The sequence below is a fragment of the Ardenticatena maritima genome, assembly GCF_001306175.1.
GTDB lineage: Bacteria > Chloroflexota > Anaerolineae > Ardenticatenales > Ardenticatenaceae > Ardenticatena > Ardenticatena maritima.
Genome location: NZ_LGKN01000003.1, coordinates 944,768 through 963,260, shown reverse-complemented (window position 1 = coordinate 963,260; position 18,493 = coordinate 944,768). Strand labels below are relative to the sequence as shown.

The following is an 18,493-nucleotide window of genomic DNA, read 5'->3' as shown; positions in this document are numbered from 1 at the left end:
TTGTGCCACCTGTCCACCTGTCCAGGTGATAAACTGCACGCTTGCATGGTGACATTTGACGCCTCGCAGCCTACATTGTCCGTTGTCGAATCAACAAGGCGTCATAAGGTGTGTCCCGTGCTGCAAATCATCCTGGCTGATGACAACCCGAGAGTGCGTGCAGCGGTTCAACTGCTCTTTGAGCAAACGGGGCTTGCGCGCATTGTGGCAGAAGCTGAAACCTTTGATGAACTGCAAGCCCTGTTTGCAGACGCAGAACTCACATTCGATGCTATCCTGCTCGATTGGGAATTGCCCGGGATGATACAATACGATGGTACAGTCTCAGATGCGTTTTTGAAATTTCTGAAAGAACGATATGATGCGTATATCATCGTGTGGAGTAGCCATCCCGGTGCAGCGCAAGCGGCTTTGCAGACAGGTGCGGATGCGTTTGTCAGCAAGGGCGAACCTGTCGATAGCCTCGAACACATTTTGCGCATGCTGGCAAACGACACCAACGCTCATGAGGAGTCAGCATGACGGCGACAACAATTACCCCCTCACAAGTGGAATGGCACCAGCGGCCACTCGTGCGCTGGTTGTTGCTTGGTGGGGCGGTGTTGTTAGTGGCGGCGGTGGCGTTTGCCCTCTTTCAGCCCATCACCGTGGTGCCGCGCATTGCCCCCTCGCCGGCCTTTGTGTTGACCGACCAGAATGGCGAGACCCTGACCAGCGAAGACCTGCGCGGCGGCTTGACGCTCATCACGATTACATACGCGGATTGCCAGCCGCCATGCCCACAGACTGACACCCTGATGCGCTCGATTCAAGAGGCTTTGCCCACGATTGAGGAGCCTGTGGTGCCCATGCGCCTGCTTTCCATCTCGATTGACCCACGCGATACGCCTGAGCGGTTGCGTGCGTATGCGGAGCGGGTGGGGGCGGATGGCGAAACGTGGCACATCGCTACGGGCGACCCGGTGCAGCTGAAATATGCCCTTGGCGATGGGTTTCGCATCTACTACGAAGTGCGCGACAATGACGAGATTGTTTTTGAGCCGACCTACGTCTTGGTGGATAGCATTGGTTTGATTCGCGGCATCTACCAGTATGAAACCGCCCAAGCCGACATTATTCGCCGTGATATCCAGCTCATTCAGGATGAGATTCGTAACAGCAAGGGGGCGGCCAAGTTGGTGTATGAAACCGCTCACCTGTTTTTGTGTTATCCCACGTATTAGCGTATTCGCCAGCGCAGGTTTCCCCGTGCGCCGGCTGCAAGCAACGAATTGAAGGAGGAGGCTATGAGCGAAAAGGATTTGGAACAACAAAACAGTGCTCATGAAGAACATCCTGATACTCGTGGAACGCTCGCTTTGTTGTTGGGCTACATGGCGCTGATTGTCGCCCTGTGGAGTTATGCCTACATCTTGCTCTTGCAACGAGGAGGGTAAGCCATGCCTATTGAACGCAGTGAACGGTTGTTCATCAACTTGTCTATTCTCATGCTGGTGATTTTCTTCATTGCTGTTCTGGTGTCGGCGTTCATTGGTGGGTTGCAGGTTCCCGCGCCTGCCGGCACGATTGACCCGGCGGCGATCAACCAGACGGCGCCCTTTGACAATCCAGGCGTGCGCGAACTGGTGCCGGGCAAGCGCTATGAAGTCGTCATGATCGCGCAGACGTGGGCGTTCATTCCGGGTGAAATTCGTGTGCCGGCGGGGAGTGAAGTCACGTTCCGTATCACCTCGCGCGACGTGATTCACGGTTTTGAAATCACAGGTAAAAACGCCAATGTGATGCTCATTCCGGGGCAAATCTCGCTTGTCAAAGTGAAGTTCGACAAACCCGGTGAGCACTACATCATTTGCCACGAATACTGTGGCATTGGGCACCAGACCATGTATGCCAAAATTATCGTCGAACCTGCGCCGCAGGCGGCGAAGTAAAGGAGGAGGAGGAGTATGCACCAACGAGAATTTGCCCGCGATGATACGTACATCAAATGGCAACTCGGGCTGGGCTTTGCGGCGCTCTTTTTGGGCATCCTCATGGGGCTCTTCCAGGGGCTCGACCGCATGGGGATTGACCTGTACAAGTATGTGGGCTTGAAGAGCTACTATCAGGGGTTGACGATTCACGGTGTGCTGAACGTCTTGGTCTTCACCACGGCGTTCAACGGTGCGTTTCTGCCCTACGTGACAATGCGCTCGCTGAAACGCCCCATGGCAATCAAGGGCGGCTCTGCGATCGCCTTCTTCCTCATGTTGGTGGGGGTTTTGCTCGCCGCCTGGAAGATTCTGGACAACTCGTCCACGGTCTTGTTCACTTTCTACCCGCCCTTGCAAGGGCATCCGCTCTTCTACCTGGGGCTGGTGTTGGTGGTTGTGAGCTCGTGGGTGACCTTCTTGAACATTTTGCTGACCACCCGCGCCTGGAAGCAAGACCACCCCGGCGAACCGCTGCCGTTGCAGGCGTTCATCAGCCTCGTGACCTACATCATGTGGTTCATCGCTTCGCTGGGTGTGGCTATTGAAGTGTTGGTGCTTATCCTGCCGTGGTCGCTTGGCATTGTTGAAAAGACCGACCCGCAGTTGGCGCGTACCTTCTTCTGGTTGACCGGCCACCCGATTGTGTACTTCTGGCTGTTGCCGGCGTACCTCTCGTGGTACACCATGTTGCCCAAGCAGGTGGGGGGCAAAATTTTGAGCGACCCGCTGGTGCGCCTGGTTTTCATCCTCTTCTTGCTACTTTCGACGCCGGTCGGGTTCCACCACCAATACACCGACCCCGGCGTTCCGGCTGGGTGGAAGGCGATGCACGCGCTGCTGACGTTCTCGGTCTTCTTCCCCAGCATGATTACCGCCTACAGTGTGGTGGCTTCGCTGGAAATTGGCGGGCGTAAAGCCGGCGGCAAAGGCCTCTTCGGCTGGATTTGGAAGCTGCCCTGGGGCGACCCCGTGGTCACGACACAGCTGCTGGCGGGGTTGGGCTTCTTCCTCGGTGGCGTCTCCGGGCTGATCAACGCCTCGTACAACATCAACATGGTTGTGCATAATACCGCCTTCGTACCGGGGCACTTCCACCTTACGATTGGTACGGCGGTGACGTTGACCGCCATGGGGATTATGTACTGGCTGTTGCCCGCCCTGACCGGCAAGAAGCTGTGGGGGCGCGGCTTGGCGTTGGCCAATGCTTGGCTCTGGTTCCTTGGCGTGCTGATTTTCAGCCGCGGCCAGATGGCTGGTGGGTTGGAAGGCATGCCGCGCCGTACCTGGATGGCAACGGCCACCTACTTGCAGTTCATGGAAACGTGGGATATTCCCAATAAAATGACCGCTGTTGGCGGGGCGCTCATGTTCCTGGGTGGCATGGCGTTCTTCGCCGTGATGGTGGGGACGCTGTTCTTCTCGCGCGAACGCGCCAAAGTAGAAATGCCTACCGCCGAGGCGATTATCGGGCCTGAAAAGGGGAGCCCGCTCTTCACCAAGCGACTCGATGTCTGGACGGTGGTGGCGATTGTGTTGGTTTTGATTGCCTACGTGCCCTATCTGGTCAACTACCTGGGCGACGCCGCCTTCGTCGCCACCGGGCAGCGCGTCTGGTAAAGGAGGTTTCTGATGGAAGACCGCCGCATTCAACTTTCGACCGGTTCGTTCGCCATGTTGGCCTTTCTGACGGTGTTCCAAATAGGGCTTTCGGGCGCGTTCGTCGTCTATGTGTTCAGTGAAGCGCTGAATGGGCGCGCCGCATTGATGCCGTTGATTGGCGCTGTCTTGGTTGCCCTTGTGGATGCCTATCTGCTCTATTGGCTTATCCAACTGGCCGGCCATTGGCAACCAACCGAAGAAGAATAAACCCAACCACTTGGCAGAAGCGACCAAAACAAACAGGCGACAACACTGTCGCCTGTTTGTTCTTTTCTTTGCAGATTTCATCTTTTTGCTAAGGATAGGCGCTCTCTCGTTTATCTCTTTGCAGGTTTCTGGCTATACTTTTTTACGCGAGCCGTTTTCTTTTGAGGAATTACCTTTATGAATTTAGCCCAAGATGGGCTTACCGGAGCGTATCAGCGTGATGGGTTGCTCCCTGTATTGGAGCATCTTGTGTCCAATGCGCTGGCATATGCACCGTGTAGCCTCTTGTTCATTGATATAGATTACTTCAAGAGCATCAACGATGCGTTTGGGCACAAGCGCGGCGATGATGTCTTGCGCATCGTGGGGGCGACAATTCGCCGCCACATTCGTGAGGACGATTTTTTGTTTCGCTATGGCGGTGATGAATTGGTGCTGGTGTTGCCGCAAAGCACCCGGCAAGATGCGTTTCAATTGGCACAGCGTTTACTTGCTTACTTTCAGACAACCCCTATTCCAGGGACACCCCCTTTGCGTATCAGTTTGAGTATCGGTATTGCCACTGTTCCCGATGAAGCGACAACTGCGGAAGACCTTTTGACCGTTGCCAATCAGCGTTTGCACATGGCAAAAACAAACGGGCGTGCGCAAATCAGCAATGTTGATCATCAAACCCACCTGTTGCCCTCGCATACGCCACCGCCGCCGCTCCCTTCCGCCACCCAAGAAAACTTCCGCGCCTTTTGTCATGCGCTTGGCGTCAATGCACGTGCAACCTTGGGCGTGCAAACGAGCGAAGCCGAAGCGCGCTTTCTCTTTCGGGCACTGACGCCGATTGCCGCTGCGGAAAAAACGCTTTTGTTGATGATTGAAGGTGCACCCAGTCGAAGGATGCGCCTTTTTGGGGCGCTCGCACCGCTGACAGCGCCGCACCCGCCACCGCCTACCCCCGCCGATTTGGCTGCTTTCTTGCATGCCAGGGCTAAGCAGCACAACGCCGATGCGGTTGTCCTCTTCGTTCTCCATGCTGATGCGCTTGATACAGGCACAGCCGCCTTACTCGCCGATCTCGATCCATTTATGGCGGTCCCGCTGGGGGTGATGTGGCATACAACGGGCGATGCACACCGCCGCCCAGGCGCACAGCTGCAACTTGAACACCTCACGGCGAGAGAAGTCCAGCACTGGCTAGAAGGGCTCTTCCAGCAACCTGTTGATGCCGATGTGACCACCTTTTTGCTGGAAAAAAGCGCTGGGTGCCCTGTTCTCCTGGAACATTGGTTGCACCTTTGCCTGGACAAGCACCTGTTCGTCTTTGAGCAGTCCCGTTGGCGATTGATCCACACGCTCCCGGCGAATCTCGTACATCTCGCTCATCGTGTTGGCGAGCGTGGACCCTCTGCCGCATCTCAACGCACACCTGCCCTTCCCCCCTCGCCGCCGCTCTTTGTGGGGCGTGAAGCAGAACTTGCACACTTGCAAAGCCTTTTTCAACAACCAACCGTGATTGCCGTCAGCGGGGCGGTTGGCAGTGGCAAAACAACTCTTGTGGCACAGGCGGCGCGTGAAAATGCGCACATGTTTGACCAGGTGCTCTTTTTCTTGTGTGAACCAACCGAAACGCCGGAGACCCTGTTTGCGTCGCTCTGCGCGGCATTGGGCGCACCATCCATAGCCTTTTTTGATGATATTCAAACGCTTTTGCGCCACACTCGCCTCTTGCTCATTCTTGATACACCCCCCGCATCGCTTGAAGAACATGCGTTTTGGCGTCAGTTGCTTCATCGTCCACTGAACAGCGTGATCGTCGTGATTGGAGCAGACCTTCCGCACATTGCCTGGCGGGTTGATATCGAAATGCAAGGATTACCGCTTCCAGCGGTGCATACGTCATTTGAGCAGTGGAGACATGAACCCTGCCTGTGGCTGCTGCGCAGTCTCATTCAGCAGGTTGAGCCGACGTTTGAGATAACGCCTTCAAATATCGCATTGCTTGTGCAAATAGCGCGCTTGATGGACGGCATTCCCCTGGCATTCGAGGCTGCCGCTACATTGCTTGCGAAGCATGGCGTTCACTTTCTGGAAACGTGGGTGGAACAGTTGTTGGACCACCCGCAGGAAATGTCTCCGCTCACCTCAATCCAAATGCACATGCTCAACCGGCTTACCCTGCAGGAGCAAACCACTTTGCAGGGGCTTGCGCTCTTCAACGGCGTTTTTGACCATCGGGCTGCCCGGCATGTTGTGGGCGTTTCCCCCTTTTTGCTTGAAGCGTTTTACCGCGAGAGTTTTTTGCAACGCCCTTCCCCCGGCGTCTATGAACTCAAACCATTTTTGCGGCTTTTGCTGCGTCGGCGGTTTCACCAGACGCCTGAGAAATGGCTGCATTTTCAACAGGCGCTGGTGCAATTTTACATAAACAAAGCGCCGTTGCGTTTGCATGATATGCGTACCAGTGCATACCGCTCCGGGTTGGCGTGGGTGCAGCATCGGTTGACTGATATTGAGCAGATTTGGGCATTTGCGATTGAAACGGCGCAGTATGAAGCCTTGATTGCGCTGGGCGACCTCATGTACTTTTACTTCGACTACTTGAACCATTTTGCGAAGGGACGCGCTTTTTTTGCGAAAGCGTTGCTCCTTCCTGCTGAAACGCCCATAGCCAGGCAGGCACTCAGCGTTGTCCATGCACGATACGCTATTTTTTGCCGCCGTTTGGGGTTGTATGAAACCAGCGAACAGCATTTACACACCGCGCTTGAGTTTGCTCGTCAGACGCAGAGTGTGCGCGAACAGGTGTTTTGCCTCAACCACCTCGGCTATGTTTGCATGCGCCGCGGGACGTATGATGAGGCACTTGCCTATCTGGAAGAAGCCAAGCGCTTGCTCTCTCTCGAACCGGATAGGCACTTGCAAGGCGTTGTCTTCAACACGCTGGGCATGGTGTTTGAAAGCATGCAGCGCTATGAGCAAGCGCAATGGGCGTTTTTGCGAAGTTTGGCGCTCTTTTGTCGCCATGAAGATGTGCGCGGTGTGGCGTTTGCCCTGAACAACCTCGGCATTGTCAAGGAAATGGTGGGCGATTATGATCTCGCTGAACAGTGCTATCGGAACAGTGAAACCATTTTCGCACAGTTGGGCGACCACTGGGGGCGTCAATTGCCGTTGCTCAACCTGGGAGATTTGGCGATAGCACGCAACCAGTTGGAAGAAGCGCGCCGTGCTTATGGAGAAGCCGTCAGAAGCATACGCAAATTCGTCAACATGCCGCGTTTGTATTCGCTGATGAGTTGTGTCGCCGCATTGCTGGAAAAAGAAGGGTATATCGAAGACGCCATCACGTTGCACCTTTTCATTGCTTCACAACCCCCGACTGTTGTAGATGCCACCCATCATGCACGCTCCCGGCAGGCTTTGCGCGCCCTCTCCCAAAAGTGCCCCACTGTTCACATTGATACGAGCAAATCACCCGCCGTTCTGCGCCTTGAAGCGTTGTATGTGCTGACCAACCGTTTCCCACCGGAGCAAAAGTGATGCGCACGATAACCTTGCTTGATGGCGCCATGGGCACCATGTTGCAACAAGCCGGTTTGCCGCCCGGCACGCCTGCCGCGCTCTGGACGTGGACGCACCCGCTGGCGGTGCTGCGCGTGCATCGCGCCTATGTCGCCGCCGGCGCGCAGGTGCTCCTCACCAATACCCTGACAGCGCAACGCCCCTTCTTGGCGCCGTATGGATTGGCGCGCCAAGTGGACGCGCTCAATCGGCGTGCTGTGGCGCTCGCGCGGCGTGCCGCAGAGCAGGCGTCCCAGCCTGTGCGTGTGGCGGCTTCCCTGGGGCCACCGATAGACGAACAGGAAGAAGCGTTGCAAGCCCTTCTTGAACAAGCGCAGGCGCTGGTGGCGGCTGGTGCAGATTGGCTGTGGCTGGAAACACAGGTGGCGCTCGCCCCGCTTGTGCGTCTTGTTGACCGTTTGAGCATGTTCGCCCCATGCCCTATCGTCGTCACGTTCAGTTTTCATGCTAACGGGTGTACGGTTGATGGGGCGTCTCCCCGCGAAGTCGCGCAGACCTTGCACTCGCTGGGGGTGTTCGCGTTTGGCGCGAATTGCGGCGCAGGTCCCCGCGAAACGGAGCGCGTGATTGCCGAAATGGCCGACGCGACGCCCGATGCGCTGCTCGTCGCCAAAAGCAATGCCGGCTTGCCCCCCACCTATGCCACACCAGACGAGATGGCGGCGCACGCTCGCCGTGTTGCGCGGCTGGGCGCCCGCTTGATTGGCGGCTGCTGTGGCACAACACCGGCGCACCTGGCGGCTATGGCGCAGGCGCTGGATATGGGCATTGCGCAGCAACAGACATGACAAACATCAATTGACAAAAGACGTTGAACCTGCGAGCATAGCCGCGTGTGCAAAGGCTCTTTCACCGAACCATACTGAAAAAGGAGGCAACGATGCCCGTCGTCAAAACCAAACCCGTTCCAAGCGACCTTGAAATCGCGCAGTCTGCTGAACTCATCCCCATTCGCGACCTCGCCGCGACCTATGGCTTGGAAGAGGATGACCTTATCCTCTACGGCAAGTATAAAGCCAAGGTCCATCTCGACGTTCTTGAACGTTTGCAGAACCGCCCCGATGGCAAATACATCGTTGTGACGGCGATTACCCCCACACCGCTGGGTGAAGGCAAAACCACCACATCCATCGGCTTGGTGCAAGGCTTGGGGCAGTTGGGGCACAAAGCCGCTGTCTGTATCCGCCAACCCTCGATGGGTCCCACTTTCAGCATCAAGGGGGGCGCAGCCGGTGGCGGCTATTCCCAGGTTGTGCCCATGGAAGATTTCAACCTGCACCTCACGGGCGACCTGCACGCGGTCAGCGCCGCCCACAACCTGTGTGCCGCGGCGCTGGATGCGCGCATGATGCACGAACGCAACTACCCCGGCGACCGCTGGGCGAAGCGCACGCGTAGCGAAAAACATCCCAACGGCTTGCCGCGCCTGAACATCAACCCCTACACCATCACCTGGAATCGGGTGGTGGACGTCAACGACCGCGCTTTGCGCAACATTGTGGTGGGGTTGGGGGACAAATGGGACGGCTACCCGCGCGAGGCGGGGTATGACATTTCGGTGGCGTCCGAAGTCATGGCGATTCTCGCACTTGTCAATGGCAACAATTACCGCGAAGCCTTGCGCGATATGCGCACACGTATCGGGCGCATTGTGGTGGGCTACTCCTTCGAGGGCAAACCCGTCACCACCGAAGATTTGGGCGTCGCCGGCGCCATGACCGTGTTGATGAAGGACGCCATCCACCCCAACATCTTGCAAACGCTTGAAGGGCAACTTGCGTTCGTGCACGCAGGACCTTTTGCGAATATCGCCCACGGCAACAGTTCCATCGTTGCCGACAAAGTCGCCCTCAAACTCGCCGACTATGTCGTCACCGAAGCCGGCTTTGGCTCCGATATCGGCATGGAAAAGTTCTTCGACATCAAGTGTCGCGCATCCGGCCTGACGCCCAACGCTGTGGTGCTTGTGGCGACCATTCGTGCCTTGAAAATGCACGGCGGCGGTCCCAAAGTGGTGCCTGGCTACGAATTGCCGCGCGAGTACGTCGAAGAAAACCTCGAATTGGTGGAAAAAGGCGCCGCCAACCTCGTGCGCCACATCGAAATCGCCAAACTGTACGGCGTGCCGGTGGTGGTGGCTATCAACCGCTTCCCCACCGATACCGACGCCGAAGTCGCGTTGGTGCAAAAAATCGCGACCGACGCCGGGGCGCTGGCGGCAGTACCAACCACCCACTGGGCGGACGGCGGCGAAGGCGCGCGTGCCTTGGCGGAAGCCGTCGTCCAAGCGTGTGAGCAGCCGTCCAACTTCCGCTTTTTGTACGACCTCGACCTGCCGATCAAGGAGAAAATCCGCATCATTGCCACACAAGTCTATGGTGCGGCGGATGTGGAATTCAGCAGCGAAGCCGAACAGCAAATCAAAGCCTACGAGCAAAGCGGCTTCGGCAACCTGCCCATCTGTATCGCCAAAACGCACCTCTCGCTTTCACATGACCCCACGCTCAAAGGCGCGCCGCGTGGCTTCATCTTCCCCATCCGCGAAGTGCGCGCAAGCGTAGGGGCGGGGTTCATTTACCCGCTTGCCGGCGAAATGAAGACCATGCCCGGCTTGCCCGCAACACCCGCGTTCATGAATGTGGATATTGACGAGGATGGCAACGTGGTCGGCTTGTTCTAGTCTCGCCTCTTTTCAGAAGCCCTGACCGCTCCGTGATTGGTCAGGGCTTTTCTATTTGCAAGCGAAGGCATGACGCTTACACTTCGCAGCGCACACTTTTTTTCAAGGAGAAACGGCATGGCCTACTGGTGGCAAAAAGGCATCATCTACCAGATTTACCCGCGCAGTTTTCAGGATAGCAACGGGGATGGCATTGGCGACCTTCCCGGCATCATCCAGCGCCTGGATTATCTCGCCTGGTTGGGAGTGGACGCTATCTGGATTTCGCCCTTCTACCCCTCGCCCATGGCGGACTTCGGCTATGACGTGAGCAATTATACCGACGTGCATCCCATGTTCGGCACATTGGACGATTTCGACCGACTTGTCGAAGAAAGCCACCGTCGCGGTTTGCGTGTCATCATTGATTTTGTCCCCAACCATACATCCGACCAGCACCCATGGTTTCAGGAATCACGATCATCGCGCGACAACCCCAAGCGCGATTGGTACATCTGGCGCGACCCCGCCCCTGACGGCGGACCGCCAAACAACTGGTTGAGCCGCTTTGGGGGCGGTTCAGCCTGGGAATACGACGAACGCACCGGGCAGTACTACCTGCATTCCTTCCTCAAAGAACAACCCGACCTCAACTGGCGCAATCCAGAAGTGCGCGCAGCCATGCTCGATGTCTTGCGCTTCTGGTTGCGCCGGGGTGTGGACGGTTTCCGCGTGGATGTTTCTTTTCGCGTGATGAAAGACCCCTTGTTGCGCGATAACCCGCCCAACCCCAATTGGCGTGAAGGCATGGACCCCGCCGACCGCCTCATTGAGCGCTATTCCATGGATTTTGCGCCCGACATTCATCAATTCAACCGCTGGTTGCGCCAAACAGTTGAAGAATTTGGCAAAGATAAAGTGCTCATTGGCGAAATGGATTTGCCGTTTGAACGTATGGCGGCGCATTATGGGAAAGGGGATGAACTGCATTTGCCTTTCAATTTTCGCTTGCTCTTTTCACCCTGGAAGGCCGATGTTGTGCGACAACTGATTGACGAGTATGAACGTGTCTTGCCTGCACACGCCTGGCCGAATTGGGTGCTTGGCAATCATGACCAGCCGCGTATTGCCAGCCGTATTGGGCGCGAGCAAGCGCGTGTCGCCGCCATGTTCCTGCTCACAGTGCGCGGCACTCCGACCATGTACTACGGTGATGAAATCGGCATGGAGAATGTGCCCATTCCACCCGAACGAGTGCAAGACCCCTGGGAGCGCCTCGCGCCTGGCTTTGGGCGCGACCCTGCGCGCACGCCCATGCAGTGGGATGACAGCCCCAATGCGGGATTTTGCCCCCCAGGTGTCGAACCGTGGTTGCCGCTTGCCGAAAACTATCGCACCATCAACGTTGCCGCCCAACGCCACGACCCAACATCCATGTTGACCCTGACGCGGGCGCTGATTGGCTTGCGCCGCGCCGCACCGGCGCTCAACAGGGGGAGCATTCGCACACTTGACGCCCCCGACGGCTTGCTGGCCTACTTGCGCGAAGCGCCAAATGAGCGGTATCTCATCGTGCTCAACTTCACCGACCAACCCCAGGGTGCACTCCTGCCTGAAGCCTTTTCCTCGGCGAATATCGTGCTCTCCACCTATCTCGACCGCAACGAACTGGTGACCAACCGGGAATTGCGGTTGCGCCCGAACGAAGGCATAGTGGCTATGGTTTGAAAACGGGGGAGAAGGTGTGGCACAATCAAAAAAGCACCGACACGCAGTCGGTGCTTTTTGCTTCGTGGTGGGCTTACTTAGTGGACGCGAGTCACATTGACCGCGCGCGGCCCCTTGTCACTCGTTTCGATGCCAAACTCGACGGTTTCGCCTTCATCGAGATTGCGGAAGCCTTCACCTTCGATAGCGCTGTAATGCACGAAGATGTCGCGGCCACCGTTCTCAGGGGAAATAAAGCCGTAGCCCTTCTCACGGTTGAACCACTTGACGGTCCCACGTTGACGTTCGCTCATAAGACGTACTCCTTTTGTACTGAAAAGTTGGTGAAACGAGGACGCGTGCGGGGCCTCTAACAAAAAAGGCCAGCGCAGGCTGGCCGATGTAAGTCGAAACACCGCGGTACTGCGTCCAACGGGCACCACTATAGCATGAAGGGGTGAATCTGTCAAAAGCAATAAAAAAACGCCCCCGCAAAGCGAGGGCGTTTCTGAGCGTTCGGCATTACGCACGGCTAACGTTGACCGCGCGAGGCCCCTTGTCGCTCGTCCCAATGTCGAACTCGACGATTTCGCCTTCATCGAGATTGCGGAATCCGTCGCCATCAATGGCGCTGTAATGGACAAAGATGTCGCGGCCACCGTTGTCGGGGGTAATGAAACCATACCCTTTTTCACGGTTAAACCACTTGACGGTTCCACGCTGACGGTTACTCATAAGACTTGCTCCTTTGAAATGGAAACTTGATAAAACGTGGGACGAAGTACGTGGGGCCAGAAAACAAAACAACCGGCTGGCGCCGGTGCTGTACTGAAACTCCTGTACTGCATCCAACAAAAACAAGTATACACCCTTTTGTGTTTCTGTCAAATGCGCTCAAACACCTGGCTTGCTTGCTCGGCGCATGTACGTCATTGCCAGAATTGGATTGCGCGATACAATGGCAAACAGAGCGAAAGCCGAGCAACGACGAAAGGAGCATGAGATGCCATTTTATCGTCTTGCCGACCGGGCAACGCGCGATTTAGCCCCGGGTGTGGTTTTTCGCAGTTTTTGGGGCGACCAGATGACGGTGACCGTGGTGGAGTTTGAGCCGCATGCCGCCGTCCCCGAACATCGTCATCCTGCTGAACAGACGACGATTGTTATTGAAGGCAGCCTCATTTTCACGCTTGATGGTGAAACACGCACGTTGCGCCCCGGCGAGCTGGTTGTGGTGCCGGGCAATGTTCCTCATGCCGCAAAAGCGGGCCCCGAAGGTGCAAAAGTTGTAGATGCGTTTAGCCCTGCACGTCCAGAGTTGCATGGGGAATGAAAGGAGAGAGCCGTTTATGTTGAAAGCCTTGCAACGCTTGTTCAAGCAAGAACCGGAGGCCCCCACGGATGCGTTTGTAACTGTTGTGTCTGGTTTACCGCGTTCGGGGACTTCGATGATGATGAAAATGCTGGAAGCCGGCGGCTTGCCCTTGCTGGTGGACAATATCCGCCAGGCGGATGAGGACAACCCCAAGGGGTATTACGAGTTTGAGCGCGTCAAAGCCTTGCCCAAAGGTGATGTGGAATGGGTTTCACAGGCTCAGGGCAAAGCCGTCAAGATTATTTCGGTGCTGCTTCAACATTTGCCTGAAACGTACCACTACAAAATCATCTTCATGCGCCGCGACCTGGAAGAGGTGCTCCGTTCACAGCGCAAAATGCTCATCCGCCGCGGGCATGACCCCAACGAGCAGGATGACGATAAGTTGCGCGAACTCTACACACGCCACCTGGCGCAGATTGAAACGTGGTTGGCGCAACAGCCCCACATGGATGTTTTGTATGTCCCGTATGGCGAGATGGTTGCTCATCCACAGCCTTTTGCCGAAGAGGTGAACGCATTTTTGGGTGGGCATTTGGATGTCCAAGCCATGGTGGAGGTCGTTGACCCGACGTTGTATCGCAATCGAAAGCAGAATGCTTGAGACCAACGGTGGGTTGAGGTTTTGAAATCTTGCCCGCCGTCGAGTATGATACGCATTGAACAACCGACTGACACCGACGAGGAAGTACGGTGACGGATATCTTGCAAGCAGTTGCCGCAGGTCTGCCACTTTTTGCCGATTTGAATCGCGCTGATGTGATTTTGTATGAAGTGCAGCCTGGCGGCTCTTTTTTGGCAATTGAACATGCACGCCCACATTCGGTGCCGCCTGTGCATACCGTCTCTTTGGTTGGTCGGCAGGTGTCGCCTGGTGAGCAGGAGGCGCTGGATGAAGCATTCGCGCAGGAGCGCCCTGTTATTCGCCCGCGTGAACAACAGGGCTTCCGCTCGCATATCGTCCAGGAAGCCGTCCCTATTTTTGAGCAGGGGCGCATTGTGGGGGTGCTCTCTATTGAAAAAAGCCTCATTGAATTTGAACGCCACTTGACGCGCTCTTGGGTCTTTCGGCGCACGCTTTACGATTTGCGCGATATGCTTGTGCGGGGGCGGTTGAGTGGTTTGCAAGATATGTCGCCCTTTCGAGAGACCGACGGCTTGATGGTTGTCAATGAAAGCGGGCGCATTATCTACCTGAGCGGTTTGGGAACGCATTTGTATCGTCGGTTGCAGTACACCGAAGAACTGGTTGGACGCCATATTGAAGAACTGCAAACCGCCGACCCTGAATTGGTGATGCGCGCCTTTGAGCAGCGGTTGCCTTTTGAAGATGAGCGCCAGGAAGGGGACCGCATTTGGATTCGTAAAGTGATTCCGATTGTGGGGCCGCGCTGGCGCATGCGGTGGCCGGTGCGCCATTGGCAACCCACGCCCGTAGGACCCTGGAAGCGCCGCGTGGTGCTCATGGCGATTCACGATGCAACCAGCGCGCGCCGCAAAGCCGAACAGCAAGCGGTTCAGCGCGCCATGGTGCAGGAAATTCATCACCGCGTGAAGAACAATTTGCAGACGATAGCCTCGTTGTTGCGCATGCAATCGCGCCGCGTGCAGGACCCCCAGGCGCGCCAAATTTTGCAGGAAAGCACCAATCGTATCCTCAGTGTTGCCGTGGTGCATGAGTTTTTGTCTCAGCATGAGGGGATTTCTATCAATTTGCGTGATGTGGCGACGCGGATTACCCATCAAATGCAAGAAAGCGTCATCGCCCGCGAGCAACCTATCTCGTTCCGCGTTGAAGGGGCTTCCATTTTCTTGGCGCCGCAGCAGACGACGATTTGCGCGCTCGTCATCAACGAATTGTTGCTCAACGCACTGGAACATGGCTTTGAAGGGCGTGACCAGGGCGAGGTGGTTGTGGTTTTAGAAGATGAAGGGCATGATGTTGTGCTGCAAGTGCGCGACAATGGCGTAGGGCTTCCGCCGGACTTTGACTTGGAGCAGAGCAGTAGCCTGGGGTTGCAAATCGTTCGCACTGTGGTACAACAGGATTTGCGTGGGACGTTTCGGCTGGAAAACAATGCTGATGGGGAAGGCGCAACGGCGTTTGTGCGGTTCCCGAAAGCATTGCCGCAACATGACGATGAATTCTAAATCAAAATGCGTGGGGAGGATGAGCCTATGACTCGCAAACGTGTGGTGATTGCAGACGATGAGTCGATTATTCGCATGGACCTCAAAGAGATGCTCACGTCGCTGGGCTATCTCGTGGTGGGGGAGGCCAGCAACGGGCGTGATGCTGTGCGCCTGGCGCGTGAGTTGAAGCCTGATATCGTCATCATGGATATCAAAATGCCCGACATGGACGGCATTGAAGCGGCACGCATTTTGACGGAGGAACGCATTGCCCCGGTGGTGCTGTTGACGGCGTTCAGCCAGCGCGATTTGATTGAGCAGGCCAAAGAAGCCGGCGTGGTGGGCTATCTCATCAAACCGTTCCGCGAAAGTGATTTGACGCCCGTCATCGAAGTGGCGATGGAGCGTTTCCGCGAATTCCGCGAATTGGAAGAACAGGTGCAAGATTTGAAAGAGGCGCTGGAAACGCGCAAACTGGTGGACCGCGCCAAGGGGATTTTGATGGACCGCGACGGTTTGAAGGAAGCCGAGGCGTTCCGCCGTATTCAAAAGATGAGCATGAACACGCGCCGCCCCATGCGCGAGATTGCCGAAGCCATTATTTTGACATACGAAGCGGAGCAGGCGGAAAAGAAATCCTGACGGTTTGTCGGGTTGGGCGAGCTGAGTATACTCTCGCCCGCTTGGGGACGTGGCGGAATTGGCAGACGCGCATGACTTAGGATCATGTGCCGCAAGGCGTGGGAGTTCGAGTCTCCCCGTCCCCACTTGGCAACCTTCAAGCGTTTGAGAACCCCCGAAGGCGTCTTCGGGGGTTTTTGTTCATCAATCGAGCAGGTGCCGGTCAAACGCCGTCAACAGGGGGTATCATGCTTGGCAACAGATTGCGTATCGCCCGCCTTTTCGGCATACCGATTTACCTGGATGGGTCATGGCTCATCATTTTTGCGTTGGTTACCTACTCGCTTGCCGCCAGTTATTTCCCAAGCCTCTATCCGCGCTGGTCGTCGTTTACCTATTGGGGTGTGGCGCTTATCACCAGCGTGCTTTTTTTCCTCTCGGTGCTTGTTCATGAATTGGCGCATAGCCTTGTCTCGCTGGCGTTGGGGCAACGGGTGCGCGGAATTACGCTTTTCATCTTTGGCGGCATTGCCGAAATTGAAGAAGAGCCGCCGCGGGCGCTTTATGAGTTTTTGGTGGCGGTCGTGGGGCCCCTCACGAGTATGGCGATTGGCGTTGTGTCCCTCTTTGTGGGATGGGTGATTTTTTGGTGGCTGTGGCCTGTGCAGACCGTCCATGCGGTCTTGCGCTACATTGGCGTCCTCAATGTTTTGCTGGCGGTGTTCAACTTGTTGCCCGGCTTTCCGCTGGATGGCGGACGCATTTTCCGCAGTCTTGTCTGGGCGTTGACCGGTTCCTATCGGCGCGCGACGCAGATTGCCACAACAGTGGGCGAAGGGCTGGCGTGGCTCTTCATCATTGGCGGCGGTATTCTGGTGTTCAGCGGGCATGTGTTCGATGGAATATGGCTGGCGTTCATTGGCTGGTTCATTTTGAGCGCCGCGCGGGGTACGATGCAAGCCGTGGAGATGCGCCGCTTGTTGGAGCCGGTGCCTGTGGCGCAGTTGATGCGCACCACCTTGCCCGTCGTGGTCCCTTACCTGACGCTGGATGTGCTGGCAGATACAATTTTGAACACGGGACAGCGCGCTTTTTTGGTGCGCGACCCCCAAGAAGGACCACTTGGGATTGTGACGCTGAGCGATGTGCAGGGCGTGCCGGCTTCCCAACGGGCGGAGATGCGCGTTGCCGATGTGATGACGCCCTTCGATGCGCTGTTGACCGTCAAGCCGAGTGATTCGCTCTGGCAGGCGCTGGAACTCATGGCAAAGCATGATGTGCACCAGGTGCTGGTTGTGGATGAAACCGGCGAGATTGTCGGCGTGGTGCGCCGCAACGATATTTTGCGTTTCTTGCAATTGCAGGCTGAAACTCGTTTTGGAAGACCGGATGCCTCATGAATGTTGATGTCATAGACGTGAGCAAAACGTTCAATGATGAACCGTATGCCGCTGTGGGTCCCGTGACGTTGCACGTGCCTTCAGGGCAATTTGTCGCGTTGGTCGGACCGAGCGGCTGCGGTAAATCCACACTCCTGCGGCTCATTGCCGACCAGTTTCCGCCGACGACGGGCAAAATCTTGCTGGATGGACGCCCCCCGCGCGAAGCCCGCCGACGCAAGGCGATTGCCTGGATGGCACAGCAACCCGCCTTGTTCCCGTGGGCGACCGTTTTGGAGAATGTGCGGCTGCCATTGCGCGTCAATCCGACCGCGGAGCAGCATTCCCTTTCGCCTGAGGCGTTGCTGGAAATGGTGGGGTTGTCTGACTATGCCGAGGCGGCGCCGCAAACGCTCAGCGGCGGTCAGCAACAACGTGTCGCCCTGGCGCGCACGTTGGCAACCGGCGCGCGGCTCTGGCTCATGGATGAACCGTTTGCCGCCCTCGACGAGTTGACGCGCGAACAGTTGGCGGATGATGTCCTGCGGTTGTGGGAAGCGTTTCGCCCGACGGTGCTGTGGGTGACTCACCATGTGCCCGAAGCGGTGCGCTTGGCGGAGCGTGTGGTGGTGTTGAGCGACCGACCGGGACGCATTCGGGCGGATATCCCAATAGCCTTGCCGTATCCGCGTGATGAAACGACGCCCGAAGCGGCGGAGATGGTGCGGCGCATTCGGCAGGTCTTGCGTGAGGAGAAATCAGCAGGTGGGTGAGGCGATGTACCTGTTTGTGTACGGCACACTCCTGAGCGACCAACCCAATCACAGATTGTTGCGCCCTTTTATTGACCCGGAGCAGACGCTTACGGCTGTTTTGCCGGGCGCAGTTTTGCATGATGCCGGCGCATACCCGATGGCTGTGCGCGGCGTGGGGCGCGTGTTGGGCGAAGTCGTGTGGGTGCGCCCCGAATGTGCGGATGAGGCGCTCGCGCAATTGGATGCGTATGAGGATGTGGCCGGCGGGCTGTACACACGTGAAACGGCAACCGTCATCACGCCATGCTGCGGCCCGATTGTGGATGCTTGGGTCTATTGGGGCAACCCACACATTGCGGCGCGCTACCCGCGTATCCCTTCCGGCGATTGGCGCGCCCATGTGCGCCGCAAGCGGTTTTCCTGAAAGAACGAACACGCCCCCGTGAGTG

Annotated in this window: 19 protein-coding genes and 1 tRNA gene; 18 read left to right on the top strand and 2 right to left on the bottom strand. The window is 56.8% G+C overall.

Going from position 1 to position 18,493, the window contains the following annotated elements:
* The first annotated feature begins 117 nt into the window (after positions 1-117).
* From SE16_RS04230 to SE16_RS04190, 10 genes are all read left to right on the top strand, one after another.
* Entirely contained in the window at positions 118-522 is a 405-nt protein-coding gene (locus SE16_RS04230) for a response regulator (RefSeq protein WP_054493638.1), read from the top strand.
* Positions 519-1,223, top strand: coding sequence for an SCO family protein (locus SE16_RS04225; RefSeq protein WP_054493639.1), 705 nt, complete (start codon positions 519-521; stop codon positions 1,221-1,223). The genes SE16_RS04230 and SE16_RS04225 overlap by 4 nt, the downstream gene beginning before the upstream one ends.
* 63 nt (positions 1,224-1,286) lie before the next feature.
* The gene (locus tag SE16_RS15695; protein WP_152918169.1) at positions 1,287-1,436 is read left to right on the top strand and encodes a cytochrome c oxidase subunit 2A; all 150 of its coding nucleotides are present in this window, start codon (positions 1,287-1,289) and stop codon (positions 1,434-1,436) included.
* A 3-nt stretch (positions 1,437-1,439) separates the two neighbouring features.
* A complete protein-coding gene (locus SE16_RS04220; protein ID WP_054493640.1) occupies positions 1,440-1,931 on the top strand; it encodes a cytochrome c oxidase subunit II in 492 nt (163 codons plus the stop codon).
* Positions 1,932-1,946: 15 nt separating this feature from the next.
* Positions 1,947-3,590 (top strand): cbb3-type cytochrome c oxidase subunit I, encoded by a 1,644-nt coding sequence (locus SE16_RS04215; protein ID WP_054493641.1) that lies wholly within the window; start codon positions 1,947-1,949, stop codon positions 3,588-3,590.
* 12 nt (positions 3,591-3,602) lie between these two features.
* A complete protein-coding gene (locus SE16_RS04210) occupies positions 3,603-3,839 on the top strand; it encodes a hypothetical protein (protein WP_054493642.1) in 237 nt (78 codons plus the stop codon).
* Positions 3,840-4,016: 177 nt separating this feature from the next.
* Positions 4,017-7,373, top strand: coding sequence for a diguanylate cyclase (locus SE16_RS04205; protein ID WP_060687250.1), 3,357 nt, complete (start codon positions 4,017-4,019; stop codon positions 7,371-7,373).
* The gene (locus SE16_RS04200; protein WP_054493645.1) at positions 7,373-8,203 is read left to right on the top strand and encodes a homocysteine S-methyltransferase family protein; all 831 of its coding nucleotides are present in this window, start codon (positions 7,373-7,375) and stop codon (positions 8,201-8,203) included. The genes SE16_RS04205 and SE16_RS04200 overlap by 1 nt, the downstream gene beginning before the upstream one ends.
* Before the next feature lie 92 nt (positions 8,204-8,295).
* Positions 8,296-10,095 (top strand): formate--tetrahydrofolate ligase, encoded by a 1,800-nt coding sequence (locus SE16_RS04195; RefSeq protein WP_054493646.1) that lies wholly within the window; start codon positions 8,296-8,298, stop codon positions 10,093-10,095.
* A 117-nt stretch (positions 10,096-10,212) separates the two neighbouring features.
* Positions 10,213-11,802, top strand: a complete 1,590-nt coding sequence (locus tag SE16_RS04190) for an alpha-amylase family glycosyl hydrolase (protein ID WP_060687248.1) — start codon at positions 10,213-10,215, stop codon at positions 11,800-11,802.
* Positions 11,803-11,879: 77 nt separating this feature from the next.
* Here SE16_RS04190 and SE16_RS04185 read toward each other — a convergent pair whose 3' ends face one another.
* Together SE16_RS04185 and SE16_RS04180 are read right to left on the bottom strand one after the other, a co-directional pair.
* Complete coding sequence (locus SE16_RS04185) at positions 11,880-12,095, bottom strand: cold-shock protein (protein ID WP_054493911.1); 216 nt, start codon at positions 12,093-12,095, stop codon at positions 11,880-11,882.
* A gap of 208 nt (positions 12,096-12,303) precedes the next feature.
* Positions 12,304-12,516, bottom strand: coding sequence for a cold-shock protein (locus tag SE16_RS04180; RefSeq protein ID WP_054493912.1), 213 nt, complete (start codon positions 12,514-12,516; stop codon positions 12,304-12,306).
* Positions 12,517-12,784: 268 nt separating this feature from the next.
* Here SE16_RS04180 and SE16_RS04175 point away from each other — a divergent pair, with 268 nt between their 5' ends.
* The 8 genes from SE16_RS04175 to SE16_RS04140 all read left to right on the top strand — a co-directional run bounded on the left by SE16_RS04175 (position 12,785) and on the right by SE16_RS04140 (position 18,468).
* Positions 12,785-13,114: a cupin domain-containing protein gene (locus tag SE16_RS04175; RefSeq protein WP_054493913.1), complete on the top strand. Its 330-nt coding sequence runs from the start codon at positions 12,785-12,787 to the stop codon at positions 13,112-13,114.
* A gap of 16 nt (positions 13,115-13,130) precedes the next feature.
* The gene (locus SE16_RS04170) at positions 13,131-13,760 is read left to right on the top strand and encodes a sulfotransferase family protein (protein WP_054493914.1); all 630 of its coding nucleotides are present in this window, start codon (positions 13,131-13,133) and stop codon (positions 13,758-13,760) included.
* A gap of 89 nt (positions 13,761-13,849) precedes the next feature.
* Positions 13,850-15,307: a sensor histidine kinase gene (locus SE16_RS04165; RefSeq protein WP_054493915.1), complete on the top strand. Its 1,458-nt coding sequence runs from the start codon at positions 13,850-13,852 to the stop codon at positions 15,305-15,307.
* Between the two features lie 27 nt (positions 15,308-15,334).
* Positions 15,335-15,931, top strand: coding sequence for an ANTAR domain-containing response regulator (locus tag SE16_RS04160; protein ID WP_054493916.1), 597 nt, complete (start codon positions 15,335-15,337; stop codon positions 15,929-15,931).
* A gap of 43 nt (positions 15,932-15,974) precedes the next feature.
* Positions 15,975-16,056: transfer RNA gene (locus SE16_RS04155), tRNA-Leu, on the top strand.
* A gap of 102 nt (positions 16,057-16,158) precedes the next feature.
* Positions 16,159-17,310, top strand: coding sequence for a site-2 protease family protein (locus SE16_RS04150; RefSeq protein ID WP_054493917.1), 1,152 nt, complete (start codon positions 16,159-16,161; stop codon positions 17,308-17,310).
* Complete coding sequence (locus SE16_RS04145) at positions 17,307-18,062, top strand: ABC transporter ATP-binding protein (protein ID WP_054493918.1); 756 nt, start codon at positions 17,307-17,309, stop codon at positions 18,060-18,062. Before SE16_RS04150 ends, SE16_RS04145 begins: the two co-directional genes overlap by 4 nt.
* Before the next feature lie 4 nt (positions 18,063-18,066).
* Positions 18,067-18,468 (top strand): gamma-glutamylcyclotransferase family protein, encoded by a 402-nt coding sequence (locus SE16_RS04140; protein ID WP_054493919.1) that lies wholly within the window; start codon positions 18,067-18,069, stop codon positions 18,466-18,468.
* Positions 18,469-18,493: the final 25 nt, after the last annotated feature.

Bases quoted from the DNA above. Each gene is read 5' to 3' on its own strand.
- SE16_RS04225 (WP_054493639.1), top strand. From the start codon at position 519: ATGACGGCGACAACAATTACCCCCTCACAAGTGGAATGGCACCAGCGG.
- SE16_RS15695 (WP_152918169.1), top strand. From the start codon at position 1,287: ATGAGCGAAAAGGATTTGGAACAACAAAACAGTGCTCATGAAGAACAT.
- SE16_RS04220 (WP_054493640.1), top strand. From the start codon at position 1,440: ATGCCTATTGAACGCAGTGAACGGTTGTTCATCAACTTGTCTATTCTC.
- SE16_RS04215 (WP_054493641.1), top strand. From the start codon at position 1,947: ATGCACCAACGAGAATTTGCCCGCGATGATACGTACATCAAATGGCAA.
- SE16_RS04210 (WP_054493642.1), top strand. From the start codon at position 3,603: ATGGAAGACCGCCGCATTCAACTTTCGACCGGTTCGTTCGCCATGTTG.
- SE16_RS04205 (WP_060687250.1), top strand. From the start codon at position 4,017: ATGAATTTAGCCCAAGATGGGCTTACCGGAGCGTATCAGCGTGATGGG.
- SE16_RS04200 (WP_054493645.1), top strand. From the start codon at position 7,373: ATGCGCACGATAACCTTGCTTGATGGCGCCATGGGCACCATGTTGCAA.
- SE16_RS04195 (WP_054493646.1), top strand. From the start codon at position 8,296: ATGCCCGTCGTCAAAACCAAACCCGTTCCAAGCGACCTTGAAATCGCG.
- SE16_RS04190 (WP_060687248.1), top strand. From the start codon at position 10,213: ATGGCCTACTGGTGGCAAAAAGGCATCATCTACCAGATTTACCCGCGC.
- SE16_RS04185 (WP_054493911.1), bottom strand. From the start codon at position 12,095: ATGAGCGAACGTCAACGTGGGACCGTCAAGTGGTTCAACCGTGAGAAG.
- SE16_RS04180 (WP_054493912.1), bottom strand. From the start codon at position 12,516: ATGAGTAACCGTCAGCGTGGAACCGTCAAGTGGTTTAACCGTGAAAAA.
- SE16_RS04175 (WP_054493913.1), top strand. From the start codon at position 12,785: ATGCCATTTTATCGTCTTGCCGACCGGGCAACGCGCGATTTAGCCCCG.
- SE16_RS04170 (WP_054493914.1), top strand. From the start codon at position 13,131: ATGTTGAAAGCCTTGCAACGCTTGTTCAAGCAAGAACCGGAGGCCCCC.
- SE16_RS04160 (WP_054493916.1), top strand. From the start codon at position 15,335: ATGACTCGCAAACGTGTGGTGATTGCAGACGATGAGTCGATTATTCGC.
- SE16_RS04150 (WP_054493917.1), top strand. From the start codon at position 16,159: ATGCTTGGCAACAGATTGCGTATCGCCCGCCTTTTCGGCATACCGATT.
- SE16_RS04145 (WP_054493918.1), top strand. From the start codon at position 17,307: ATGAATGTTGATGTCATAGACGTGAGCAAAACGTTCAATGATGAACCG.
- SE16_RS04140 (WP_054493919.1), top strand. From the start codon at position 18,067: ATGTACCTGTTTGTGTACGGCACACTCCTGAGCGACCAACCCAATCAC.